Annotated in this window: 11 protein-coding genes and 1 pseudogene; 3 read left to right on the forward strand and 9 right to left on the reverse strand. The window is 64.8% G+C overall.

Annotated features, from left to right (window positions below; genetic code table 11):
- Window positions 1-103 precede the first annotated feature (103 nt).
- Together thiS and tilS are read right to left on the reverse strand one after the other, a co-directional pair.
- Window positions 104-1195, reverse strand: a pseudogene (thiS, locus tag GC162_14740) (sulfur carrier protein ThiS).
- Between the two features lie 9 nt (window positions 1196-1204).
- Window positions 1205-2242 carry a tRNA lysidine(34) synthetase TilS gene (gene tilS, locus GC162_14745; protein MBI1369898.1) on the reverse strand — a complete coding sequence of 346 codons (1038 nt, stop codon included), beginning with the start codon at window positions 2240-2242 and terminating at the stop codon, window positions 1205-1207.
- A 23-nt stretch (window positions 2243-2265) separates the two neighbouring features.
- On the opposite strand from tilS, the gene GC162_14750 reads away from it, so the two are divergent.
- Complete coding sequence (locus GC162_14750; GenBank protein ID MBI1369899.1) at window positions 2266-2742, forward strand: DUF111 family protein; 477 nt, start codon at window positions 2266-2268, stop codon at window positions 2740-2742.
- Between the two features lie 8 nt (window positions 2743-2750).
- The gene (locus tag GC162_14755) at window positions 2751-3308 is read left to right on the forward strand and encodes a hypothetical protein (GenBank protein ID MBI1369900.1); all 558 of its coding nucleotides are present in this window, start codon (window positions 2751-2753) and stop codon (window positions 3306-3308) included.
- A 59-nt stretch (window positions 3309-3367) separates the two neighbouring features.
- On the opposite strand, the gene GC162_14760 is transcribed toward GC162_14755, so the two are convergent.
- From GC162_14760 to GC162_14770, 3 genes are all read right to left on the reverse strand, one after another.
- On the reverse strand, window positions 3368-4186 hold the full coding sequence (locus GC162_14760) for a diaminopimelate epimerase (protein MBI1369901.1): 819 nt from the start codon (window positions 4184-4186) through the stop codon (window positions 3368-3370).
- Between the two features lie 4 nt (window positions 4187-4190).
- A complete protein-coding gene (locus GC162_14765; protein MBI1369902.1) occupies window positions 4191-5606 on the reverse strand; it encodes a M48 family metalloprotease in 1416 nt (471 codons plus the stop codon).
- Window positions 5607-5714: 108 nt separating this feature from the next.
- Window positions 5715-7130 (reverse strand): hypothetical protein, encoded by a 1416-nt coding sequence (locus GC162_14770; GenBank protein ID MBI1369903.1) that lies wholly within the window; start codon window positions 7128-7130, stop codon window positions 5715-5717.
- Window positions 7131-7213: 83 nt separating this feature from the next.
- Between GC162_14770 and GC162_14775 the strand changes: the two genes are divergently transcribed.
- Window positions 7214-7792, forward strand: coding sequence for an NADH-quinone oxidoreductase subunit C (locus GC162_14775; protein MBI1369904.1), 579 nt, complete (start codon window positions 7214-7216; stop codon window positions 7790-7792).
- Between the two features lie 245 nt (window positions 7793-8037).
- Here GC162_14775 and GC162_14780 read toward each other — a convergent pair whose 3' ends face one another.
- From GC162_14780 to GC162_14795, 4 genes are all read right to left on the reverse strand, one after another.
- Window positions 8038-11622: a hypothetical protein gene (locus tag GC162_14780; protein MBI1369905.1), complete on the reverse strand. Its 3585-nt coding sequence runs from the start codon at window positions 11620-11622 to the stop codon at window positions 8038-8040.
- A gap of 194 nt (window positions 11623-11816) precedes the next feature.
- Window positions 11817-14297, reverse strand: a complete 2481-nt coding sequence (locus GC162_14785) for a DUF1549 domain-containing protein (protein MBI1369906.1) — start codon at window positions 14295-14297, stop codon at window positions 11817-11819.
- Window positions 14298-14300: 3 nt separating this feature from the next.
- Window positions 14301-16787, reverse strand: a complete 2487-nt coding sequence (locus GC162_14790; protein ID MBI1369907.1) for a peptidase — start codon at window positions 16785-16787, stop codon at window positions 14301-14303.
- Between the two features lie 70 nt (window positions 16788-16857).
- The gene (locus tag GC162_14795) at window positions 16858-18117 is read right to left on the reverse strand and encodes a DUF1501 domain-containing protein (protein MBI1369908.1); all 1260 of its coding nucleotides are present in this window, start codon (window positions 18115-18117) and stop codon (window positions 16858-16860) included.
- Window positions 18118-18231: the final 114 nt, after the last annotated feature.

Here is an 18231-nt window from a genome sequence, read left to right on the forward strand (position 1 = left end):
GCACCGATCCTCGAACGCTTCGCCTGACCCGCATCACCTCCCCCAGCCCCTCCCTCGGAGGGAGGGGCGAAAGAATGCGCTCGGATGCTTCTTGTAAGGCGACTTATTCGCCGGGGATGTAGCTGATGACGCCGGACCAGGGGCTTGAGGCGGTGGCGTAGAGGCGTTTGGGGATGCGGCCGGAGAGGTAGGCGAGGCGACCGGCTTCGACGCCGAGGCGCATGGCGTGGGCCATGCGGAGGGGGTCTTTGGCGTGGGCGATGCCGGTGTTGAGCAGGACGCCGTCGGCGCCGAGTTCCATGGCGACGGTGACGTCGCTGGCGGTGCCGACGCCGGCGTCGACGATGACGGGATACATCGGGTCGCCGTCCTTGAGCATCTCGAGAATGATGCGGATGTTGTTGGGGTTGAGCACGCCCTGACCGGATCCGATGGGCGAGCCGGCGGGCATCACGCTGGTCGCCCCGGCGTCCTTGATCTTGGCGGCCATGACCGGATCGTCGCTGGTGTAGCACAGCACGCTGAACCCGTCCTTCACCAGTTCGCGCGTCGCTTCGAGTGTTCCGGCGGGGTCGGGCAGGAGCGTCTTCTTATCGTTGAGCACTTCGAGCTTGACCCAGTCTTTGCCGGGGTTATCGAGCTGATCGAGAATCTCGCGCCCGAGCCGGGCCACGCGCACGGCGTCCTCGGCGTTGAAACAGCCGGCGGTGTTGGGCAGGATCGTGTAACGATCGAGGTCGATGAAATCGAGCAGACTCTTGCCATCCTTGTCGATGAGCCGCTCGCGGCGGACGGCGACGGTGATGACCTCCGCGCCGCTGGCGTCGAGCGCGGCCTGCATGAGCGGATAGGTTTCATACTTGCCCGTGCCGACGATGAGCCGGCTGTGCAGTTCACGCGCGCCGAGCTTGAGCGTCGAATCGCGCGATTGTGTTTTCATCGGTGTCGTTTCCATGCTGATCTTGAATCGCTGACTTCCGACCGCTTGTCCTCACCCGCCGCCGACGAGCGTGACCACTTCGACGACATCGCCGTCGCGCAAGGACGACTCGGTGTGCCGGCGTTTGGGGACAAGCTGGCGATTGACCTCGACGGCGACGGCCTGTTTGGCGAAGCCCAGCGCCGCGACGAGGTCGGCGACCGTGGCGCGATCGCCGGGCAGATCGTAGGTTTGGCCATTGAGCGTCAGTTTCATCGCGCTAGATCATAGCGGATGGGGCGGGTGATTCCAGCAGAGGCGCGTGCGGTCGATTTCGATGTGCACGCCGCCGGGCAGGATGAATTGCCGCCGCTCGCCGCTCGTGTCGCGCACGGCCTGAACGATCGATTCGATGAGCGAAGCCGACAGCGCATCGGCCGGGGAACCGCCTTCGATCGACTCGCGGCGAATCAGGTCGCTGAGCACCTCCGGCGGCATGCGGCGGGCGTGATCGCGTTCGAGCATGACGCGGCCGTCGGGCAGATCGACGAGCAGATCGTCGCCGGTGTGTCGAACGACATCGGCGAAGACCTTCGCCGCTTCGTGGAGCCGGCGCGCGGTCGCCGCCGCCTTAATCGCCGCATCCGGCCGCATCGCTCGCAGCACCGGCAGCACGTCATGCCGCAGGCGCGCCCGCCAGCGCGGACCGGCGGCATTGGTGGCGTCCTCGCACCACAGCTGCCCGATGTCCTTCAGCAATTCGACCGCCGCGGCGTGATCGACGTCGAGCATCGGGCGAATGAGCCGGCAGCGTTCATCAAGCCGGCGGCGCGCCCGGATGCCCGCCATGCCGCGCACCGACGCGCCGCGCATCAGGCGCATGAGGAGCGTTTCGAGTTGGTCATCGGCATGATGAGCGGTGGCGACGAACTCGGCGTCAAAGTCGCGCGCCATCTCGGCCAGCGCCGCATAGCGCAGCCGGCGGGCATTGCCTTCGACGTTGCCCGCTTCGTCGGCGGGGCGAATGTCGCGCCGGGAGAAGGGCAGCGCGAGCGTCCGGGCAAGGTCGCGGACGAAATCCGCCTCGGCATCGGCTTCGTCGCGCAGATGATGATGCACATGCCCGACGCGCAGGTCCAACCGCCAATGCTTCTGCACCGCCAGCGCGGCCAGCGCCCGCAGCAGGGCGACGGAGTCGGCCCCGCCGCTGACGGCGACAAGGATGCGGGCGCCCGCCTTGACCCTGCACCGGCGACGCAGCGACGCCGCCACCGCTTTGACCAGCGGCCGGCGATGGAGCATCATGGACGGATCAGCCGACATAACATGATGATAACGGAATCACCATGCACCAGCCCCACGCACAGGTCGTCGAACTTGCCGTCAACCTCGACGACGTGACCGGCGAAATCATCGGTGCGGCGAGCGAAACGCTTCTCGACGAGGGGGCGCTGGATGTATGGACCGCCGCGATCACCATGAAAAAGAATCGGCCCGCCGTCATGCTCAGCATGCTCTGCGAAGCGTCGCGCGCCGATTACTTCGCCCGCCGCATCATCGAACTGACCGGCAGCTTCGGCGTGCGGCATCGGACATGGGATCGGCTCGTGCTCGAGCGGCGCATCGAGACCGTGCAAACCGACTTCGGGCCCATCCGCGTCAAAGTCGGTTCGCTCGAACACGAGACGCTTGTCGCCAAGCCGGAGTTCGAGGACGTGCGCGCGGCGGCGCGGGAGCATCATGTGTCCGAGCGGCTCGTGCTCGATGCGGCGCGGGCGGCGGCGGCGAAGTGGCTGGCCGCACACCGGGGGGATGTGGTATGAATATGCCCATGCTCACGGTCACGCTCGCAGAAAGCTCGCTGTCCGGGTATCTCATGGCCGCGGGGGCGGTGCTTTTGATGATGCTGATCATGGTCAATGTGCGGAGCCGCTACGCCCGGCGTCAGCACGATCACCTTCCGCCGCGCGAACGGCTTGAGCGCGTCAAGCAGACGCACGGCATGCGCAACGACATGCGCGACATGATGGTCGAACTCGAAGAACTGACCCGCCGCTTCTCCGCGCAGCTTGACGCCAAATCAATGACGCTCGAAAAGCTGCTCGATCGCGCGGACCAGACGATCGCCAAGCTCGAGAATCTGACGGAGCAGTCCGCCGCCGCGCCGCCGGCCGCTCCGCCGAAGGAGCCGTATCGCCGCTCGCGCAAGACCGCCGCCGCCCAAGCCATCGACGCCGCCGCCGAACCGCCCGCGCCGCCGCCGGCCCCGGATGTGCTCTCCCAGCGCATCTACCAGCTCGCCGACGCGGGCAAATCCAGCGTCCAGATCGCCAAACAACTCGACGAACAGGTGGGCAAGGTCGAACTGATCCTCGCGCTAAGGCAGTAAGTCGCATTTGAGGAGCCCACACTTGAAAAGCGTGGGCTTCATGGCGTGTGAAAGACGATTCATTCGGGCCAGTCGCCGCTGAAGACTTCGACGGCGGGGCCGGTCATGTAGACGTGGTTGTCGGTTTCGCGCCATTCGAGGGTCAGGTCGCCGCCGGGGAGGTGGGCGAGGACTTTGCGGGCGGTGCGGTGGGTGAGCACGCCCGAGACGGCGACGGCGCAGGCGCCGGTGCCGCAGGCCATCGTGATCCCGCTGCCGCGCTCCCACGTCCGCATCGTCAGCTCGCCGGGCGAATGGACCTGCACGTAATGCACATTGATGCGGCGGGGGAAGGCGGCGTGGTGCTCGACCTTCGGGCCCAGCTTCGCCAACTCGACGGCGGCGACGTCCTTGACGAAAAACGTCGCGTGCGGATTGCCCATCGACACGTACATCGCGCCTTCGAGCGTGGCGTCGAACCTGGTCGCATCGACGGGGACCTTCGGCAATTCGAGAATCGGCTCGCCCATGTCGACGGTCGCCGTGGCGAGCTTGCCGTTGGCATCCAGCGTGTAGTCGATCGTCAGCACGCCGTTGCCGGTCTGCACGCGCATGGGCCTGGCCTTGGTCAGTCCGTGATCGAAGGCGTATTTGGCGACGCAACGGACGCCGTTGCCGCACATTTCGGATTCGGACCCGTCGGCGTTGAACATGCGCATGCGGACATCGGCCTTGACACCCGATTCCGGCGGGAGGATCAGGATGAGCCCGTCGCCGCCGACGCCCGTGTGCCGGTCGGCGATGCGCGGGGCGAGCGCGGCCGGATCGCGGACGGTTTCTTCGAACCCGTTGACGTAGACGTAGTCGTTACCGATGCCGTGCATCTTCGTGAATCGCATAGGTCTACATTGTACGCCCGTGGTCAAGGGCGAAAAGGCCGACCATCACGGCGACGCTGGACCAGCGGATGAGGCGGATCTGCGCATCGATCGAAAGTTTGCGGACCGGCTTGCCGACGAGCGAGCGGAGGTAGTCGATGCGCCATTGGATCGACCCATGGCGCCAGCTTCGCTGCTCGACCGTCATGTGATTGAGCAGCGCCACCTGCTTGAGCGCCCCCGCGACGGTGTCGACGGCTTCGGCGCTGACGTTCGTTTCGCAAAGGTGCTGCACAGCGAACGTGTCGGCCTGCCGCTCGAAGCGCCGCGAGATGTACCCGAAGATCAGGGCCCACGCACCGATCATGAACAGCGCCGACAGCCCGTCGACGCCGAGCTTCGCGGTGTGGTTGAGATGTTTGTATTCGATGCCGGTGACGAACTGAAGATGATCGGTGAGGGCGGCGATGAGGTCGCCGACGAACCAGAGGGCGGCTCCGGCGCAGACGATCATCCAGGGCATGTGGTGCCGCTTGACGTGGCCGAGTTCGTGGGCCATGACGGCTTCGATCTGCGCGTCGGTCATGCGTTCGAGCAGGCCGTCGGTGAGCAGGATGAACCGCAGCGGGGCGATGACGCCCATGACGGCGCCGTTGATCATGCCCCCGTAGGTGCGCCAAAGAAGAAGCTGCCGCACGCGCACGCGATATTGTCCGCACAGGTGCAGGAGCCGCTGGCGCAGCGCGCTTTCGGGGAGCGGGACGGTGTCCCAGATGTAGCGGATCATCAGGGGCGCCAGCGCGAACGCCGCCACGCCGCCGAGCATGGTGAACTCGACCTGGTACTGTTCGATGGTCGACCCGGGCGTCGCCCAGTGCCGCACGGACTCGGTCCATGTGAGAATCAGCAGCAGCGGCGCGAGCATCAGTAGAAGCTGATGGCGCACCTGCGAGAGGACATATTGCCGGCGGGACCAGATGGGGAAAATCGGGCCGCCCTCGTCGACGTTGCGAATCAGCGTCGCCTCGCGCATGCGGCGGTCGATCGGGTAATGGGCCCACCACATCGCCGTGATCGTCGCCAGCGGCGGAGCGAGCACGATCAGGTCCGGCAGGAGGACCCAGTCGCCGATCAGATCGCGGACCCACGTGAGCATGCCCAGGAGGTACAGGTCCGCCATGAAGACGCCGACGCACGCCGCGCGCGCCGCGCCGATGATCAGGTCCAGCCGGTGCAGCGTTTTCGTGACCCGGCCCGGCTCGCGCCGCATCACGCCCCGCGTCCGCGCGCACGCCGCCAGCACGATCATGAAAATCACCGCGTAGGGCAACAGCGCCGCCAGCGCCATCGCCCCATGCCCCCACAGCGGCTCGACCGCCATGCCCGCCTCGTCATGAGCCAGCAGCCCCATCATCAACATCAAAATGAGAATCTGCATCATGAGGAAAACTCGAAATCTGAAACTCGAAACACGAAGTAGAAACTACGCCGCTCCGTCCGCGCCGGTTCCCGCTTCTTTACTCCCCACTCCGCACTCCCCACTCCGCATTTATCTCCGCACCACTCCCATATCGACCACCACATCGTGCGGCTGGTAATAATCGACATTCAGCGTGTCGCGGTTGATGAATGTGAAGACGAGGGCGGAAAACTGTTGTGTGGCGGCGATGCGGTGCATGTCGCCGATGCCCGGGCCGGCGTAGATCTGGTTCTGATAGTCCTGGGCGTGAAAGTGGTAGTGGGCCAGCGCGGTGTAGCCGTCGAGGACGAGCTCCTTGGGCGGGTAATAGATCAGGTCGTGCCGGCGGACCATCGGCTTGTAGAGATGCGCATAGGGGTGATCGGCGTCGGTGAGTCGGATAAGTCCGCCGTATTCGGTGCTTTTGTCGGCGAGGTCGGCGTCGGCCTGTGCGAAGATCTGCTCGACGCTCGGCCGCTCGCTCATGAGTCGCGTCACCATCTCCAGCACGACAAAATCCGCCCACACCATCTGATCCTGCCATTCGCGCAGCCGCTGCGGGTGCGTATCCATCGGCCCGTCGTACGTCGGACCTTTGAGATAATGCGGCTGCGCATCGAAGAATCGCCCGAGCTTGTCCGCCAGTTGCGCCCGCGTCATCTTCAGCACCGCCGCATCCGTCTTCGCGAACCACACGAGCGTCGGCAGATGGCGCAGCTCCAGTCCGTGCCGCTGCTCGGGCGTGAGCGCGGCGACCACATCGCGCGCCGCGGCGTAAAAGTCGTGATGCTCCGGCGAGCGCAATACCTGAAGCCAGGCGATCGTCTCGGGGTTGTCCGGCACGACGCCCAGCTCCGTCGCCCCCGCCTGAAGATCCGCCACCAGCGGGTCCTTCGCCTTGATCGAACGCATGGCGGCGATCAGCTTGTCGGGGTCGTCGGTCAGCCGATGCAGAAGATCCCATGCGGCGGCGCGCTGCGTGATGGTGGCGTCGGTTCCTTCGGCGAAGACTTCCATGACGACCTGTTCGATCGGTTCGCCCGGCCGCAGCGCTTCGATGGCGGCGCGCTCCGGGCGGTCGGCGTCCCTGTACACCGGCGTGCGAAGCGAATAGTTCCGCACCAGCGCCGGCACGAAGTCGACCCAGCGGCGCTCGACGGCGATGTTCATGATGTGCTTGAGCGTTTCCCAGTCCTTGCAGAGCACGATGGCGCTTTTGAGGAACTGCTTGGCGTCGGCCTCATTGATCTCGACAAGCTGATCGACGGCGTAGTTGCTGAACTCGGCGGGGTAGCCGCGTTCCCAGACGAGCTTCTGGAGCACGGCGATGCGCTGGGGGTCGGCGTACAACTCGGCTTGGGCCTGATGGGCGGCGTCCCATCGCTTGCGCAGGCCTTCCTGCCGGTCGAGCATGACGGCGAGCGGATGGTCGTAATGGGTCGGGCCCGACGCGCAGGCGGTCAGGCACAGCAGCAGGGCGGCCGGGAGCGTGATGCGGGTCCACATGGGCTTTGCCTCCGTCGGCGGCATTGTAGCGAAGTCGCCCGCCGCTATAATGACGCCTTTAACCACCGCTGGAGCACGCCCCGATGTCCGACCCCGCCGCCGCCTCGACCAAGCCGACGCCCGCCACTGCTCACCCGACGCTGGCGCGTCTGAAGGCCCAGTTCCCCGGCGCGGGGCTCAAGGCCGCCGAGTTCCGCGGCGATACGACCGTGCTCGTGCCCGCGGCGATGCTGCATGACGTGATGGCGTTTCTCCGCTCCGATCCGGAGTGCGATTACGACTTCCTCTCCGACGTGTTCGGCATCGATTATCTGAATTATCCCGATGCGATGGGCCGCTTCGGCGTGGTGTACAACCTCGCGTCGTACAAGCACAATCGCCGGTTGTTCGTGAAGGTCCTGCTCAATCCGACGCTCGACACGACGGGCATCGAAGACGACCCCGCTCTGCACATCCCCTCCGTCTGCGACATCTGGCCCGGCGCCGAATGGAACGAGCGCGAGACGTTCGACATGTTCGGCATCCGCTTCGACGGCCACCCGGACCTCCGCCGCATCCTGACCTGGGAAAAGTTCCCCGCTCATCCCCTCCGCAAGGACTACCCCCTGACCGGCCGCGGCGAACGCGAAATGTACCGCGTCCTCGCCCGCGACTCGGCGTAGCCACTGCATCATCACCATCGCACCCCGCGGCACGGTCGCCCTCGACCGTGCTTTTTCGTTTGAGGATGTTCACTACGCGGGCACGAGGAATATGGGGAGTTACAAATTGAAAATTGCCCATGGAAAAATGCAAATTGCAAATTGAGGACGCGACGCCGCCAATTTGCAATTTGCAATGGTCAATTTACATTTTTCAATCGTCTCTTCCCCGTGTCCCCCGTGCCCCCGTGGTGAATTGAATCTTCTCAATGCGGCTTGGCGGCTTCGTAGTCGGCGGTCAATTTGGCGAGCTGGGCCTCGGCGTCGGTGACGGTTTTGGCCTGCTGGTCAAGCTGAGTCTGCGCCTGGCCGGCGTCGTTTTTCGTCTTTTCGACGGCGGCCTTCGCGGCTTCGAGACGCTTGGGGGCGGCGTCGGCGTCGGCCTGGGCTTTGGCCATCGCCTGCTGCGCCTGGGCGTATTTCGCCGCCGCATCGTTGGCTTTGGCGGCCATGTCGTCGACGATCTTCTTCTGAGCGTCACGCGCGGCGACCGCGGCGTCGGCCGGGCCCTTCGCGGCGGCGGCCCCGTCGGTAAGCTGCTTGATCTCGCCCGCCAGCGCGGCGATCGCGTCGCTGGCCGTCTTCTGATCGCCGGCGATCTTCGTGAACGCATCATTGGCGGCGGCGGCCTCCGACTGCGCCTTGGCCATCGCGCCGTTCATGACATTCAGCTCCGCCTGCATCGCGGCGACCTGACCGGCGATCTGCTTCTGCTCGCCGTCGAGTCGGGCGACGTTGTCGGTCGCCGCCTTCGCTTCGCCTTCGAGCTTCGCGACATTCTCCGTCATCGCCTTCTGCTCGCCATCGAGCTTGTCGCGCTCGGCGTTAAGCGCGCTCGCTTCATTGGTGAGCTGCGCCACGCGATCCGCCAGCGACTTGTCATCGGGTTTCTCGGCGGCGGCCTTCTGAGCGGCGGCCAGTTCGTCCGCCTTCGCTTTGGCCTTGTTCACCGCGTCATTGAGCACGTTGCCATGATCGGCGACCTGCTTGCGCGCCGCATCCAGCGCCGTCGTCTTCGCCGCCGCGTCGGCCTTGGCCTTCTCAAGCTCCTCCGTCTTGCCCTTGAGGTTCGCCTGTGACTGGGCGATGGCGTCCGTCTTGGCCTTGAGATCCTGCTGGGCTTTGGCGGCGGCGGCGTTCTTCGCATCGAGTTCGCCCTTGGCCTTGTTCATCGCGTCGGCCATGGCGTTCAAGTTGTTCTGCGCCGCGGCCATCTGATCCTGCTTCGTCTTGGCGTCAGCGAGCATCTTGTTCATGCCATCGACCTTCGCCTGCGCCTCGGCCTCCAGCGGCGCCAGCGCGTTCTTGGCATCGGCCAGCGCCTTGGCCGCATCGTCATTCGTCTTGCCCATCGCCTGCGCCTGCTGCTGAGCCGCCTGCACGAGGCCGGGGGCGTCGGCGATGAACTTCTGCGCGTCGTTGAGTTCCGCCGCCGCGGCGTCGGCCGCGTTGCGCGCAATCGTCAGTCCCGCCGCCAGCGCCGCCTGCCTGGCCTTCTGGTCCGCCAGCGCGTTGCGGGCGTCGTACACGCCGCTGAAGATCTTCGCCGCCTTGAAGCGGGTCAGGTCATGGTCGGCGTTGTTCATCGTCCCCACGATCTGTTCGAGCCGCCCCGCGTTCTCGCCCGCCGCTTTGGCCTTGTTCGCAAGGTCCGGCAGAGCGCTCGCGATCGCTTCGATTTCCTTGTTCATCGCGTGCGTCTGATCGACGAGCGTGTTGCGATCGGCTTCGATCTTCTTGTACGCCGCATCCTTTTCCGCCGCGTCCTTCTCGGCGGCGGCGACGGCGGCGTTGGCCCCATCGAGTTCGCCCTTGGCCTTGGCCAGCGTTTCCTCGGCCCCCTTGAGCGCATTGGCGCGATCGTTGACCTGGTTCTGCGCCGCCGTCTGTTCCTGATGCGCCTTGTCGGCGGCGCCCTTCGCCGATTCCACCGCCTTGGCGAAGTCGGCGTTGTCCTTGGCCTTGTCCAGTTCCTCCTGCGCCTTCTTGAGCGCTTCATCCGCCGCGGCCACGGCCTTGTTCTTCTCCTGAAGCTGCTTCATCGCTTCGCCATGCTCCTGGCGCGCCTTCTCGGCGGCGCCATTGGCCTGTGCGAACGCATCGTTCCTGCCCTTCGCTTCGTTGCGCTTGGCGTTGAGCGTATTGTTGGCCTGATCGCGCGGGCCGGCGGCGGCCTGCATCTGCTTGGCCATCTCCTCGATGCGGCCCTGATGCGCCTTGACCTGCTCCTCGAGCTGGGCCTTGCGGCCCGTCGCGCCGGCCAGTTCGTCCGCCGCCTTCTTTGCCGCGTCGCGCGCGGCGTTGAACTCATTGGTCAGGTTCGGATTCTGCGTGCGAAGCTGCGAAAGCTGCTCACTCAGCGATGCGATGCGCTGATCGAGCGTCGGGGGATTGGCGGTCAGGTCGGTGACGATCGCGCCGCTTTCGGAATCGAACACGCGGACGATGCCCGTCCAGTCGCCGCCGACGACGCGCTTGCCGTCATACGTGAACGTCGCGCGCGTCGCCAGATCGGGGAACGCCTCCAGTTCGCGAATCTGCTTGCCCTCGCCGTCCCAGAGCCGGATGCGCTGATCGCGACCGGCTGAGACGAGACGCCCGTCGTGCGTGTAACGCACATCGAGCACGCCGCCGTTGTGCGCGTTCCAGCTTTTGATCTGGTTCCCGTTCTGCATGTCCCAAAGCTTGATCGTCCCGTCCTCCGACGCCGACGCCAGCACGTTGGAGTCGGGGCGCCAGGCCACGGCCGTGATCGCCCCCTTGTGTCCGCGCAGGTCGTAGAACATCTCGCCCGTCGGCGCTTCCCAGACGTGCAGCCCGCCGTTGCGGTCGCCGGACGCCATCAAGACGCCGTCGGGGCTGAACGCGATGGCCAGCACCCAGTCGGTATGCTTCTTGATCGAGTAGCGCAGCGAGCCGTCGGAAGTGTTGAACGCTTTGACGAGCTTGTTGGGCCCGCCGATGGCGATCATCGACTGATTGGGCGTGATGTCGGCGGCGAGCACCGAGTCGAATTCATCGCCGACGCTCGTGACCCGCCGCCCGTCGGCGACGTCCCAGAGCACGGCGAGCCCGTGATCGGCCCCGTGTCCGCCGGCGGTCAGAATGTACTTGCCGTTGCGCGTGAACCGCACCACATCCGGCACGCCTTCGCGGAAGGGCAGCAGCCCGAGCATCCGCCAGTCGTCGGAGTTGTAGAGAATGACCTGCTTCTGCCCGCCGACGGCGATCAGCGGGGCCCACGGACTGCTCGTCACCGCCAGCAGGGCGTTGGCCCGGCCCGTGTGAACGATCGGCTCCATCAACAGATCGCCCGGCATCGGCGGCGGACCGTCGGGCTTGCCCACCGAAATCTCGCCCAGCGCCAGATTCACCTTCGGCTTGCTGATGGGCATCGCCTTGGACCCGCTCGTCTCCAGCAGCCCGCCTTCGATCCACGCCTTGATCGTGTCGATCTGGTCCTGCGGAATCTTGGGTTTTTTCGGCGGCATGTTCGGCTCTTCCTCGTGATTGACCACGAGGAAGAGCGTCGACTGCCCCGCGTTGCCCGCCGTGACGATCTCGCCGGAGCTGGAACCGGCCATCAGTCCGCCGAAGTTCGACAGATCCAGGTCGCCCTTTTTCTTGTCGGGGTTGTGACAGGACGAGCAGTGCTCGCGGATGATCGGCGCGATGTTGTCGTTGAAGTTGAGCTTCGGCGCAGCCAAAGCGCCCGATGCGCTCAGGGCTGAAACACCCAGCGCGATGCACCATCTGCGACCGCGGTCATCCGTGAAAAACTTCGTACTCATCAGCAGGCGAGCTCCGAAAGGTGGCGGGTCCTCAGATTTCTCCCGATGCGCGGGAGGGCTTTTTCCATCCCCTCCCCCTCGAAGGGGGAGGCCGGGAGGGGGATTGCTTCTTCAGGCATGTCGAGTCATGCGTGTCGTTCCCGATCCCCGGAATCCCTCCCCCAGCCCCTCCCTTCAAGGGAGGGGTGAAAAGGTCAATGGTTGAACAGGAATTCCTTGGAGTTGAGCAGGGCCCAGAAGAGGTCTTCGAGTTCCTGCCGGGGGTCCTTGGCGTCCTTCATCATCTGCGAAATCCGCCCGGCTTCGTCGGCGGTGGGTTTGCGGCCGAAGCAGCGGATGTACAGGTCTTCGACGATCTGCTCGGGCGTCTTGCCGTCCTTGAGGGCCTGTTCGACGATCTTGCCCTGCTTGATCTTCCGCTCGACGGTGTCGCCGTTGAGCAGATGCAGCGCCTGCGAGAGATTGGGCTCCATCTTCACTTCGCACGAGCACACCGACTCGCGCTCCGCACGTCCGAACGTCTTGAGGAAGTACGTTGACGTCGCGCCGTCGGCGATCTGCACCGCTCGCGATCCCTTGGGCAGACCGCGGAACTTGTTCTCGTCCATCGTGTCGGTCACTTCCGAGATCGAATCGAAAAGCACTTCGGCGCGCATGCGGCGGATGTACGAGTGGGAGAAGTTCGTGCCGTCGGATTCGTTGGAGTCGTTCGTCACGGTCGAAAGCTGATACGTGCGGGAGGTGCAGATGTCGCGCACCAGCTTCTTGAAGTCGTAGTTGTACTCGGTGAATTTCTTGCCGAGGGCGTCGAGCAGTTCGGGGTTGACGGCGGGGTTGGACACGCGGACGTCGTCGACGGGTTCGACGATGCCCCGGCCGAAGAAGTGCGACCAGACGATATTCGCCAGGTTCTTGGCGAAATACGGATTGTCCGGCGAGGCGAGCCATTCGGCGAGCACCACGCGGCGGTCCTTGCCCTTGACGTCGGGCGAGGCCCCGCCGAGGAACTTGGGCTCCATCACGCGGTTGTCGACGGGATGACGGATGTCGCCATTGCCCTTGTTGAAGATGATCTGCTCGCGGGGGTCTTCGGCGTTCTTGCGGCCGACCTGCGTGAAGAACGACACGAAGCTGTAGTAGTCGTCCATCGTCCAGCGGTCGAAGGGATGATTGTGGCACTGAGCGCACTGAATGCGCATGCCCATGAAGACCTGCGCGACGTTCTCGGCGAGCTTCTTGTCATCGCGCTCGACCTGATAGAAGTTCGTCGCCGGCACGCTGAACGTCCCGCCCGACGAACTCAAAAGCTGCTGCACGATCTGGTTCATCGGCACGTTGTTGGCGAGCTGCTCGGACATCCAGTTGTAGTAGAGCAGGGCGGCTTTGTAGCTTAACGCCTGATTGCCGGCGTTGTTGTCGGAGCTGATCTGAAGCAGCTCGGAGAACTTCATGACCCACATCTCGACGAATTCCTTGCGGCTCAAAAGATCGTCGACGAGCTTGGCCCGCTTGTCGGGGTCGGTGTCGGCCATGAACTTGTCGTACTCGGCGCGCGTCGGCAGGGAGCCGATGATGTCGATCGTCGCGCGGCGGAGGAACGTCTCGTCGGAGCAGAGCGGCGAGGGCGTGATGCGCAGCTTCTTGAGCTTGTCGTCGACCAGTTCGTCGATGTAGTTGCTTTCCTTCACGTCCTGCCAGGCGTACTGCAAACCCTTGGGCAGCACGATGGCGTTGGACCCGACGGTGAACTCATCGAAGCGGGCCATGACGTACGCCTCGCCGCGCTGGCCGGCGACGACCTGGCCTTCGGGGTCGATCTTGCAGGAGACATCGTTGTTGGACATGAACACGGCGTAGCGCGTCACATCCCGATCGGTCCCGTCGGTGTAGTGCGCCAGCACGGTCATCTGCTGCGCGGCCCCGGCGCCGTCCATGACCAGCTTGTGCGGATACATCTCGATGCCGACGCACTTGGCGACATCCTTGACGTCATCCGGCGCGCCGGCTTCGAGCCAGCGGACGAGCGTGGCGTAGTATTCGGTTTCGGGCTTGAACAGTTCGCCGCCGGTGTGGTTGACTTTGCCGATGGCTTTTTCGACGAGGAGGGATTCGGCGGGGAGGGCGAGATTGATGCGCCGGCCGCTCATTTCGCGCGTGATGCGGTAGTAGTCGCCGGCGGGGTCGTAGCCGAAGAGCGAGAGGTGGAAGCCGTCTTTGCCGCTCGCTGAGCCGTGACACGATCCGCTGTTGCAACCGGCCTTGGCGAAGACGGGCATGACGTCGAGGCGGAAGCTGATGGGGCGTTCGGTCTGGGCGTCTTTGACGTTGACGGGGACGGTCAGTTTCTGTCCGCCGTATTCGACGAACATCTGCGTTTGGCCGTCCTTGGCGGGGTGGATCACGTGACCCTCGACCTTGACGAGCGAAGCGTCGGCGAAGCTGAGCTTGGCGTCGTTGGTGACATCGCGCGTGATGCCGTCGTCGTAGGTCGCCTGCACGACGAAGGACTGGCGGTCGCGGAGGGTATTAAGGTTGACGGCATCGGGCATGACGACGACGGACTTGAGCGCCGCCTCGCCGCGCACAAGGGTCGAAGCCGCCAGCAGCATCGCGGCGGCGAGGATGACACGGCGGATCGGGGTCCGGTCGATGGTTCGAGTGAGGGTATGCAACATCACTTATTTGCCCTCCGCTTTCGCTTTGGCTTTTTCGGCGAGTTCCTGACGAAGCTGCTCGAGGCGGGAGAGCGGCTTGGGCGGCGGCTCGTTGGGCTTGGCCTCGGGCTTGGGTTCGTCCTTCTTGGGTTCGGCTTTCTTTTCGACCGGGGCGGGGCGCGGCTTGTCGATCCGCAGGACGCTGCCCCCGGCCAGACTCTGCACGATCGGCTCGCCGTTCTGAATCAGCGTGAACTGGCAGAAGAGCGACTTGTGCTGACCCACCGGGCTGTTCGGGTCCGTCTTGATGTGGAAGACCGCCTGCTTGGAATCCTTGGTGATCATCACGGGCTCGGCCGTCACCTTGTCGGGCAGGCCGAACAGTTCGAGCTTCGCTTCGCCGTCAAAGGGCTGCCGCTGCTCGAGCTCGCAGACGATGTCGACGGGCTGACCCTGCTCGCAACTGACCATCTCCATCTTGCCCACGACATACTCGGGCACGATGTTGAGCTTGGCCATCTGCGTGGCGATGTACTGCCGTCCGCCGTTGACGTTCGCCCAGGCGACCATGCAGATGTCCCACGTGCCGGTCGCGGCGTTGCCGTTGGCATTGACGGGGTATTCGACTTCGTTTTTGCCTTTGTCCATCGTGACCGTCGAGTTGCAGTTGAACCCCGGCGAGCGGCGGAGCATCTGCACCGTGATCGGCTCGTCGAACCCGTCCTTCCGCTCGGCCACGACCTTGATGTTCATCCGCCCCGACTGCGCCAAGGGGACCTTCGGCTCGACGATGCTCACCTTGAACGGCACCTCGTCCTGCACCGCCATCGTGAACTGCGGCACCGTCGTCGAGATGTACGCCGTGTTGTTGGGCTGCCCGCGGACGAGCACGACGGTCTGGCTGAACGTGCCCTTGATGTTGTTCTTGTCCGCATCGATGTGCTCGCCGCGCAGCGTCGTCAGCTCGCCGCCGATCGGCGCATCGGGCGCGGCCTCGAAGAGAATCGGCACTTCGCTGACGTTGTCCGCCATGTTCGGCGCGATCATCTGCACGCCCTGCGGCATGTGATCGATGAGGAACTTCAATTCCCCGCCGAAGTTCTCGCGCTTCGCCGATAGCAGAATGGCGAAGCGGTTGCCCTTGGGGATGCTCGCCATCTGGCGCGTCTGCGTGTCATCCCGGTCGGCCTGCGGAATGGTGAAACTCACCGCCGGCGCCTTGGGCGTGATCTCCACGCGATACACATAATCCGGCCCGCCCTTGCCGAGCTGATCGGTGACGGACAAGACGTACTCGCCGTCCTCCTTGACCTGGAAGTTGAGGTAGCTGTCGAGCCCGCCGGAGTCGTCGTTGCCGCCGACGTTGGCGATCGACATCACCGGATCCAGCGGCGATCGCAGCGCCCGGGCGTACACGCGCACATCCAGATTCTGGCCTTTTTTAGCTTTGAATTTGAACAGATCGACATCGCCGGCTTTTTCGATCACGCCGTTGATCGCGACCGGCAGTTCGGCGTCGACGACGTTCGGAGCGCCGTAGTCATTGTTGGGCTCCGCTTCGTTGTACGAACCGAAGGGCGAGACGCGCATGTAGTTGGGCGACGGGCTGGACGCGCCGTTCTGCTCCGCGTACACGCCGTACATCTCGTTGGGCTGATCGGGAAGCTTGATCGTCTTCTCGATCGGCCCGGACACGTCGCCGACGAATGTGACCTTCAGTTCCTCGCCGACTTTCCCGCCGGGCGGGTAGACGGCCCGGGGGCGCGGGAAGTCGCCGATGTGCAGGCGGTACTGCGAATCGCCCGACCCGCCGTAGCTGCTTTCGCGCACCATCACGATGTAGTTGCCGTCCGCCGGCGCGACCACCGATGCGTAGCAGTCCTGCCAGAGCAGCGGGATGTCGTCGCACGACGCCAGCTCGAACCGCCGCATGTCCATGATCGCCACATACGGATCGAAATTCCTGCGGCCGAGTCGAATGGCTTCGACCTCGGCGCTGATGCGCTGGCCCTGCTTGGCTTCGATCAGGTAATAGTCGATGTCTTCGTTTTCGACGACGCCCTCGATCGTCGTATTCATGGCGACTTTCTGCGGGGCGTCGAAACTGCTGTTGGGCTCCGCCTCGCCGACCATCGGGTAGGGGCCGACGAAGAACGTCTTCAGGTCGGTCAGCCCGAACTTCGTGCGCAGGCGCAGATGATGCTCTCCCAGCGGCACGTCGGCGGCGACATTCAGGTGCACCTTGATGTGCGTGCCCTTGTCGCCGACGACTTCGAGGTTCGTGACGGTGAAGCCCGGTTCGTAGAACATGACTTCCTGCGGCTCGTCGAGGCGTTTGCCGGCCAGGTCGAGCGTGCCTTCGACGCCGCGCTGCACGCCGCCCTGTTGAATCCCGTCCAGGTCCGGCGGGCCGACGGCGATCGCGTCCAGTGAGGTCGTCAGCAGCAGGGCGGCGCAGGCGATGGCCGTCCGAATAACCGGAAGGGTTTGTGCGGAGAGGTGTGATTGCATGTCGTCCCCAAGGGGCATGGGTCTCGTCGATCCGGCGCGCGGAACAGGCCGGCGCACGAAGCACGGTGCATCAGGCGATGAGGTCCTTGATGACCTGCCCGTCCTTGACGATCTCGATGGGCCGCGCGCCCGGAGCCATCAGCTCCTTGTCGGCGACGATGCCCATCTGGTTGTACACGGTCGTGGCCCAGTCCGGAACGGTCAGGCCGTCCTCTTCGGGCTCCGTGCTCGTCGTGTCGCTCTTGCCGTAGATGAGGCCCTTCTTGAGTCCGCCGCCGGCCATGACGATCGAGAAGACCTTGGGGTAGTGGTCGCGGCCGGCATCGTTGTTGATCTTGGGCGTGCGGCCGAATTCGCTGGTGACCATGACCAGCGTGCTGTCGAGCATGCCTCGCTTGTCCAGGTCGCTGATCAGCGCCGCCAGCGCCTGATCGAGCTTGGGCGCCTGATTCTTGAAGGCGTTTTCGATCTTCTGGTGATGGTCCCATCCGCCGAACGTCATCGACACGAAGCGGACGCCGCCCTCGACGAGCCGGCGGCAAAGCAGCATGCGCATGCCCGCATCGTTCTGGCCGTACATGTTCTTGGTTTCTTCCGATTCCGCGTCGAGCTGGAACGCTTCGCGGGCGCCCTTGGAGCTGATCATCGCGTACGCCCGCTGATAGAACGAGTCCATCGCGTCCAGCGCATCGGACTTCTCCATCGAGCGGAAGTGCGCATCGACCGTATCCAGCAGCGTGCGCCGCTGATCGAACCGGGCGCTGTCCACGCCGCTCGGCAGCGACAGGTCGCGCACGGCGAATCCCTTGTTCGCCGGATCGGCGCCGAGACTGAACGGGCCGTAGGCGCTGGACAGATACCCGGAGCCGGCGAAGACATTGGGCTGGCTCGGCACGCAGACGTAGGGGGGCATGCTGTTGCGCGACCCGAACTCGTGCGACACGACCGAGCCGATCGACGGGAACTGAAGCGCCGGGCTGGGCCGGTAGCCGGTGAACATGTTGTGCGTGCCGCGCTCGTGGGCCGCTTCGCCGTGCGTCATGCCGCGGCAGACGACGAGCTTGTCGGCGATGTCGGCGCACTTGGCGAACGACTCGCTGAAGTATTCGCCGCTGATCTTCGTCTTGACGGTGCCCAGCGACCCGCGGTACTCCAGCGGGGCGTAGAGCTTGGGGTCCCAGGATTCCTGCGCCGCCATGCCGCCGGGCAGGAAGATATTGATCACGCTCTTGGCCGGGCCTTCCTTCGATTCGTAATTCTTCTGAGCCGCTTCGAGGCGAAGGGCGTCGCCGAGCGTCAGCCCCAGGCCCCCGATCACGCCGACCTGCATGAAGGTTCGACGGTTCGTACGTGTGCGGAAGTGATACGGATCGTCCAGCCACGTGCCTCGAATTGGATTGCTCATCGCGTCGTTCCTTCAGTAAGAGTTCGTGGGACCCAGATC

The organism is Planctomycetota bacterium (assembly GCA_016125255.1).
Taxonomy (GTDB): Bacteria; Planctomycetota; Phycisphaerae; order Phycisphaerales; family Zrk34; genus RI-421.

Excerpts from the sequence above, each read along its gene's own strand:
- GC162_14765 (MBI1369902.1), bottom strand. The coding sequence starts at position 5,606 with ATGATGCAGATTCTCATTTTGATGTTGATGATGGGGCTGCTGGCTCAT.
- GC162_14790 (MBI1369907.1), bottom strand. The coding sequence starts at position 16,787 with ATGCAATCACACCTCTCCGCACAAACCCTTCCGGTTATTCGGACGGCC.
- GC162_14775 (MBI1369904.1), top strand. The coding sequence starts at position 7,214 with ATGTCCGACCCCGCCGCCGCCTCGACCAAGCCGACGCCCGCCACTGCT.
- GC162_14770 (MBI1369903.1), bottom strand. The coding sequence starts at position 7,130 with ATGTGGACCCGCATCACGCTCCCGGCCGCCCTGCTGCTGTGCCTGACC.
- GC162_14795 (MBI1369908.1), bottom strand. The coding sequence starts at position 18,117 with ATGCAGGTCGGCGTGATCGGGGGCCTGGGGCTGACGCTCGGCGACGCC.
- GC162_14785 (MBI1369906.1), bottom strand. The coding sequence starts at position 14,297 with ATGTTGCATACCCTCACTCGAACCATCGACCGGACCCCGATCCGCCGT.
- GC162_14750 (MBI1369899.1), top strand. The coding sequence starts at position 2,266 with ATGCACCAGCCCCACGCACAGGTCGTCGAACTTGCCGTCAACCTCGAC.
- GC162_14760 (MBI1369901.1), bottom strand. The coding sequence starts at position 4,186 with ATGCGATTCACGAAGATGCACGGCATCGGTAACGACTACGTCTACGTC.
- tilS (MBI1369898.1), bottom strand. The coding sequence starts at position 2,242 with ATGTCGGCTGATCCGTCCATGATGCTCCATCGCCGGCCGCTGGTCAAA.
- GC162_14755 (MBI1369900.1), top strand. The coding sequence starts at position 2,751 with ATGCTCACGGTCACGCTCGCAGAAAGCTCGCTGTCCGGGTATCTCATG.
- GC162_14780 (MBI1369905.1), bottom strand. The coding sequence starts at position 11,622 with ATGAGTACGAAGTTTTTCACGGATGACCGCGGTCGCAGATGGTGCATC.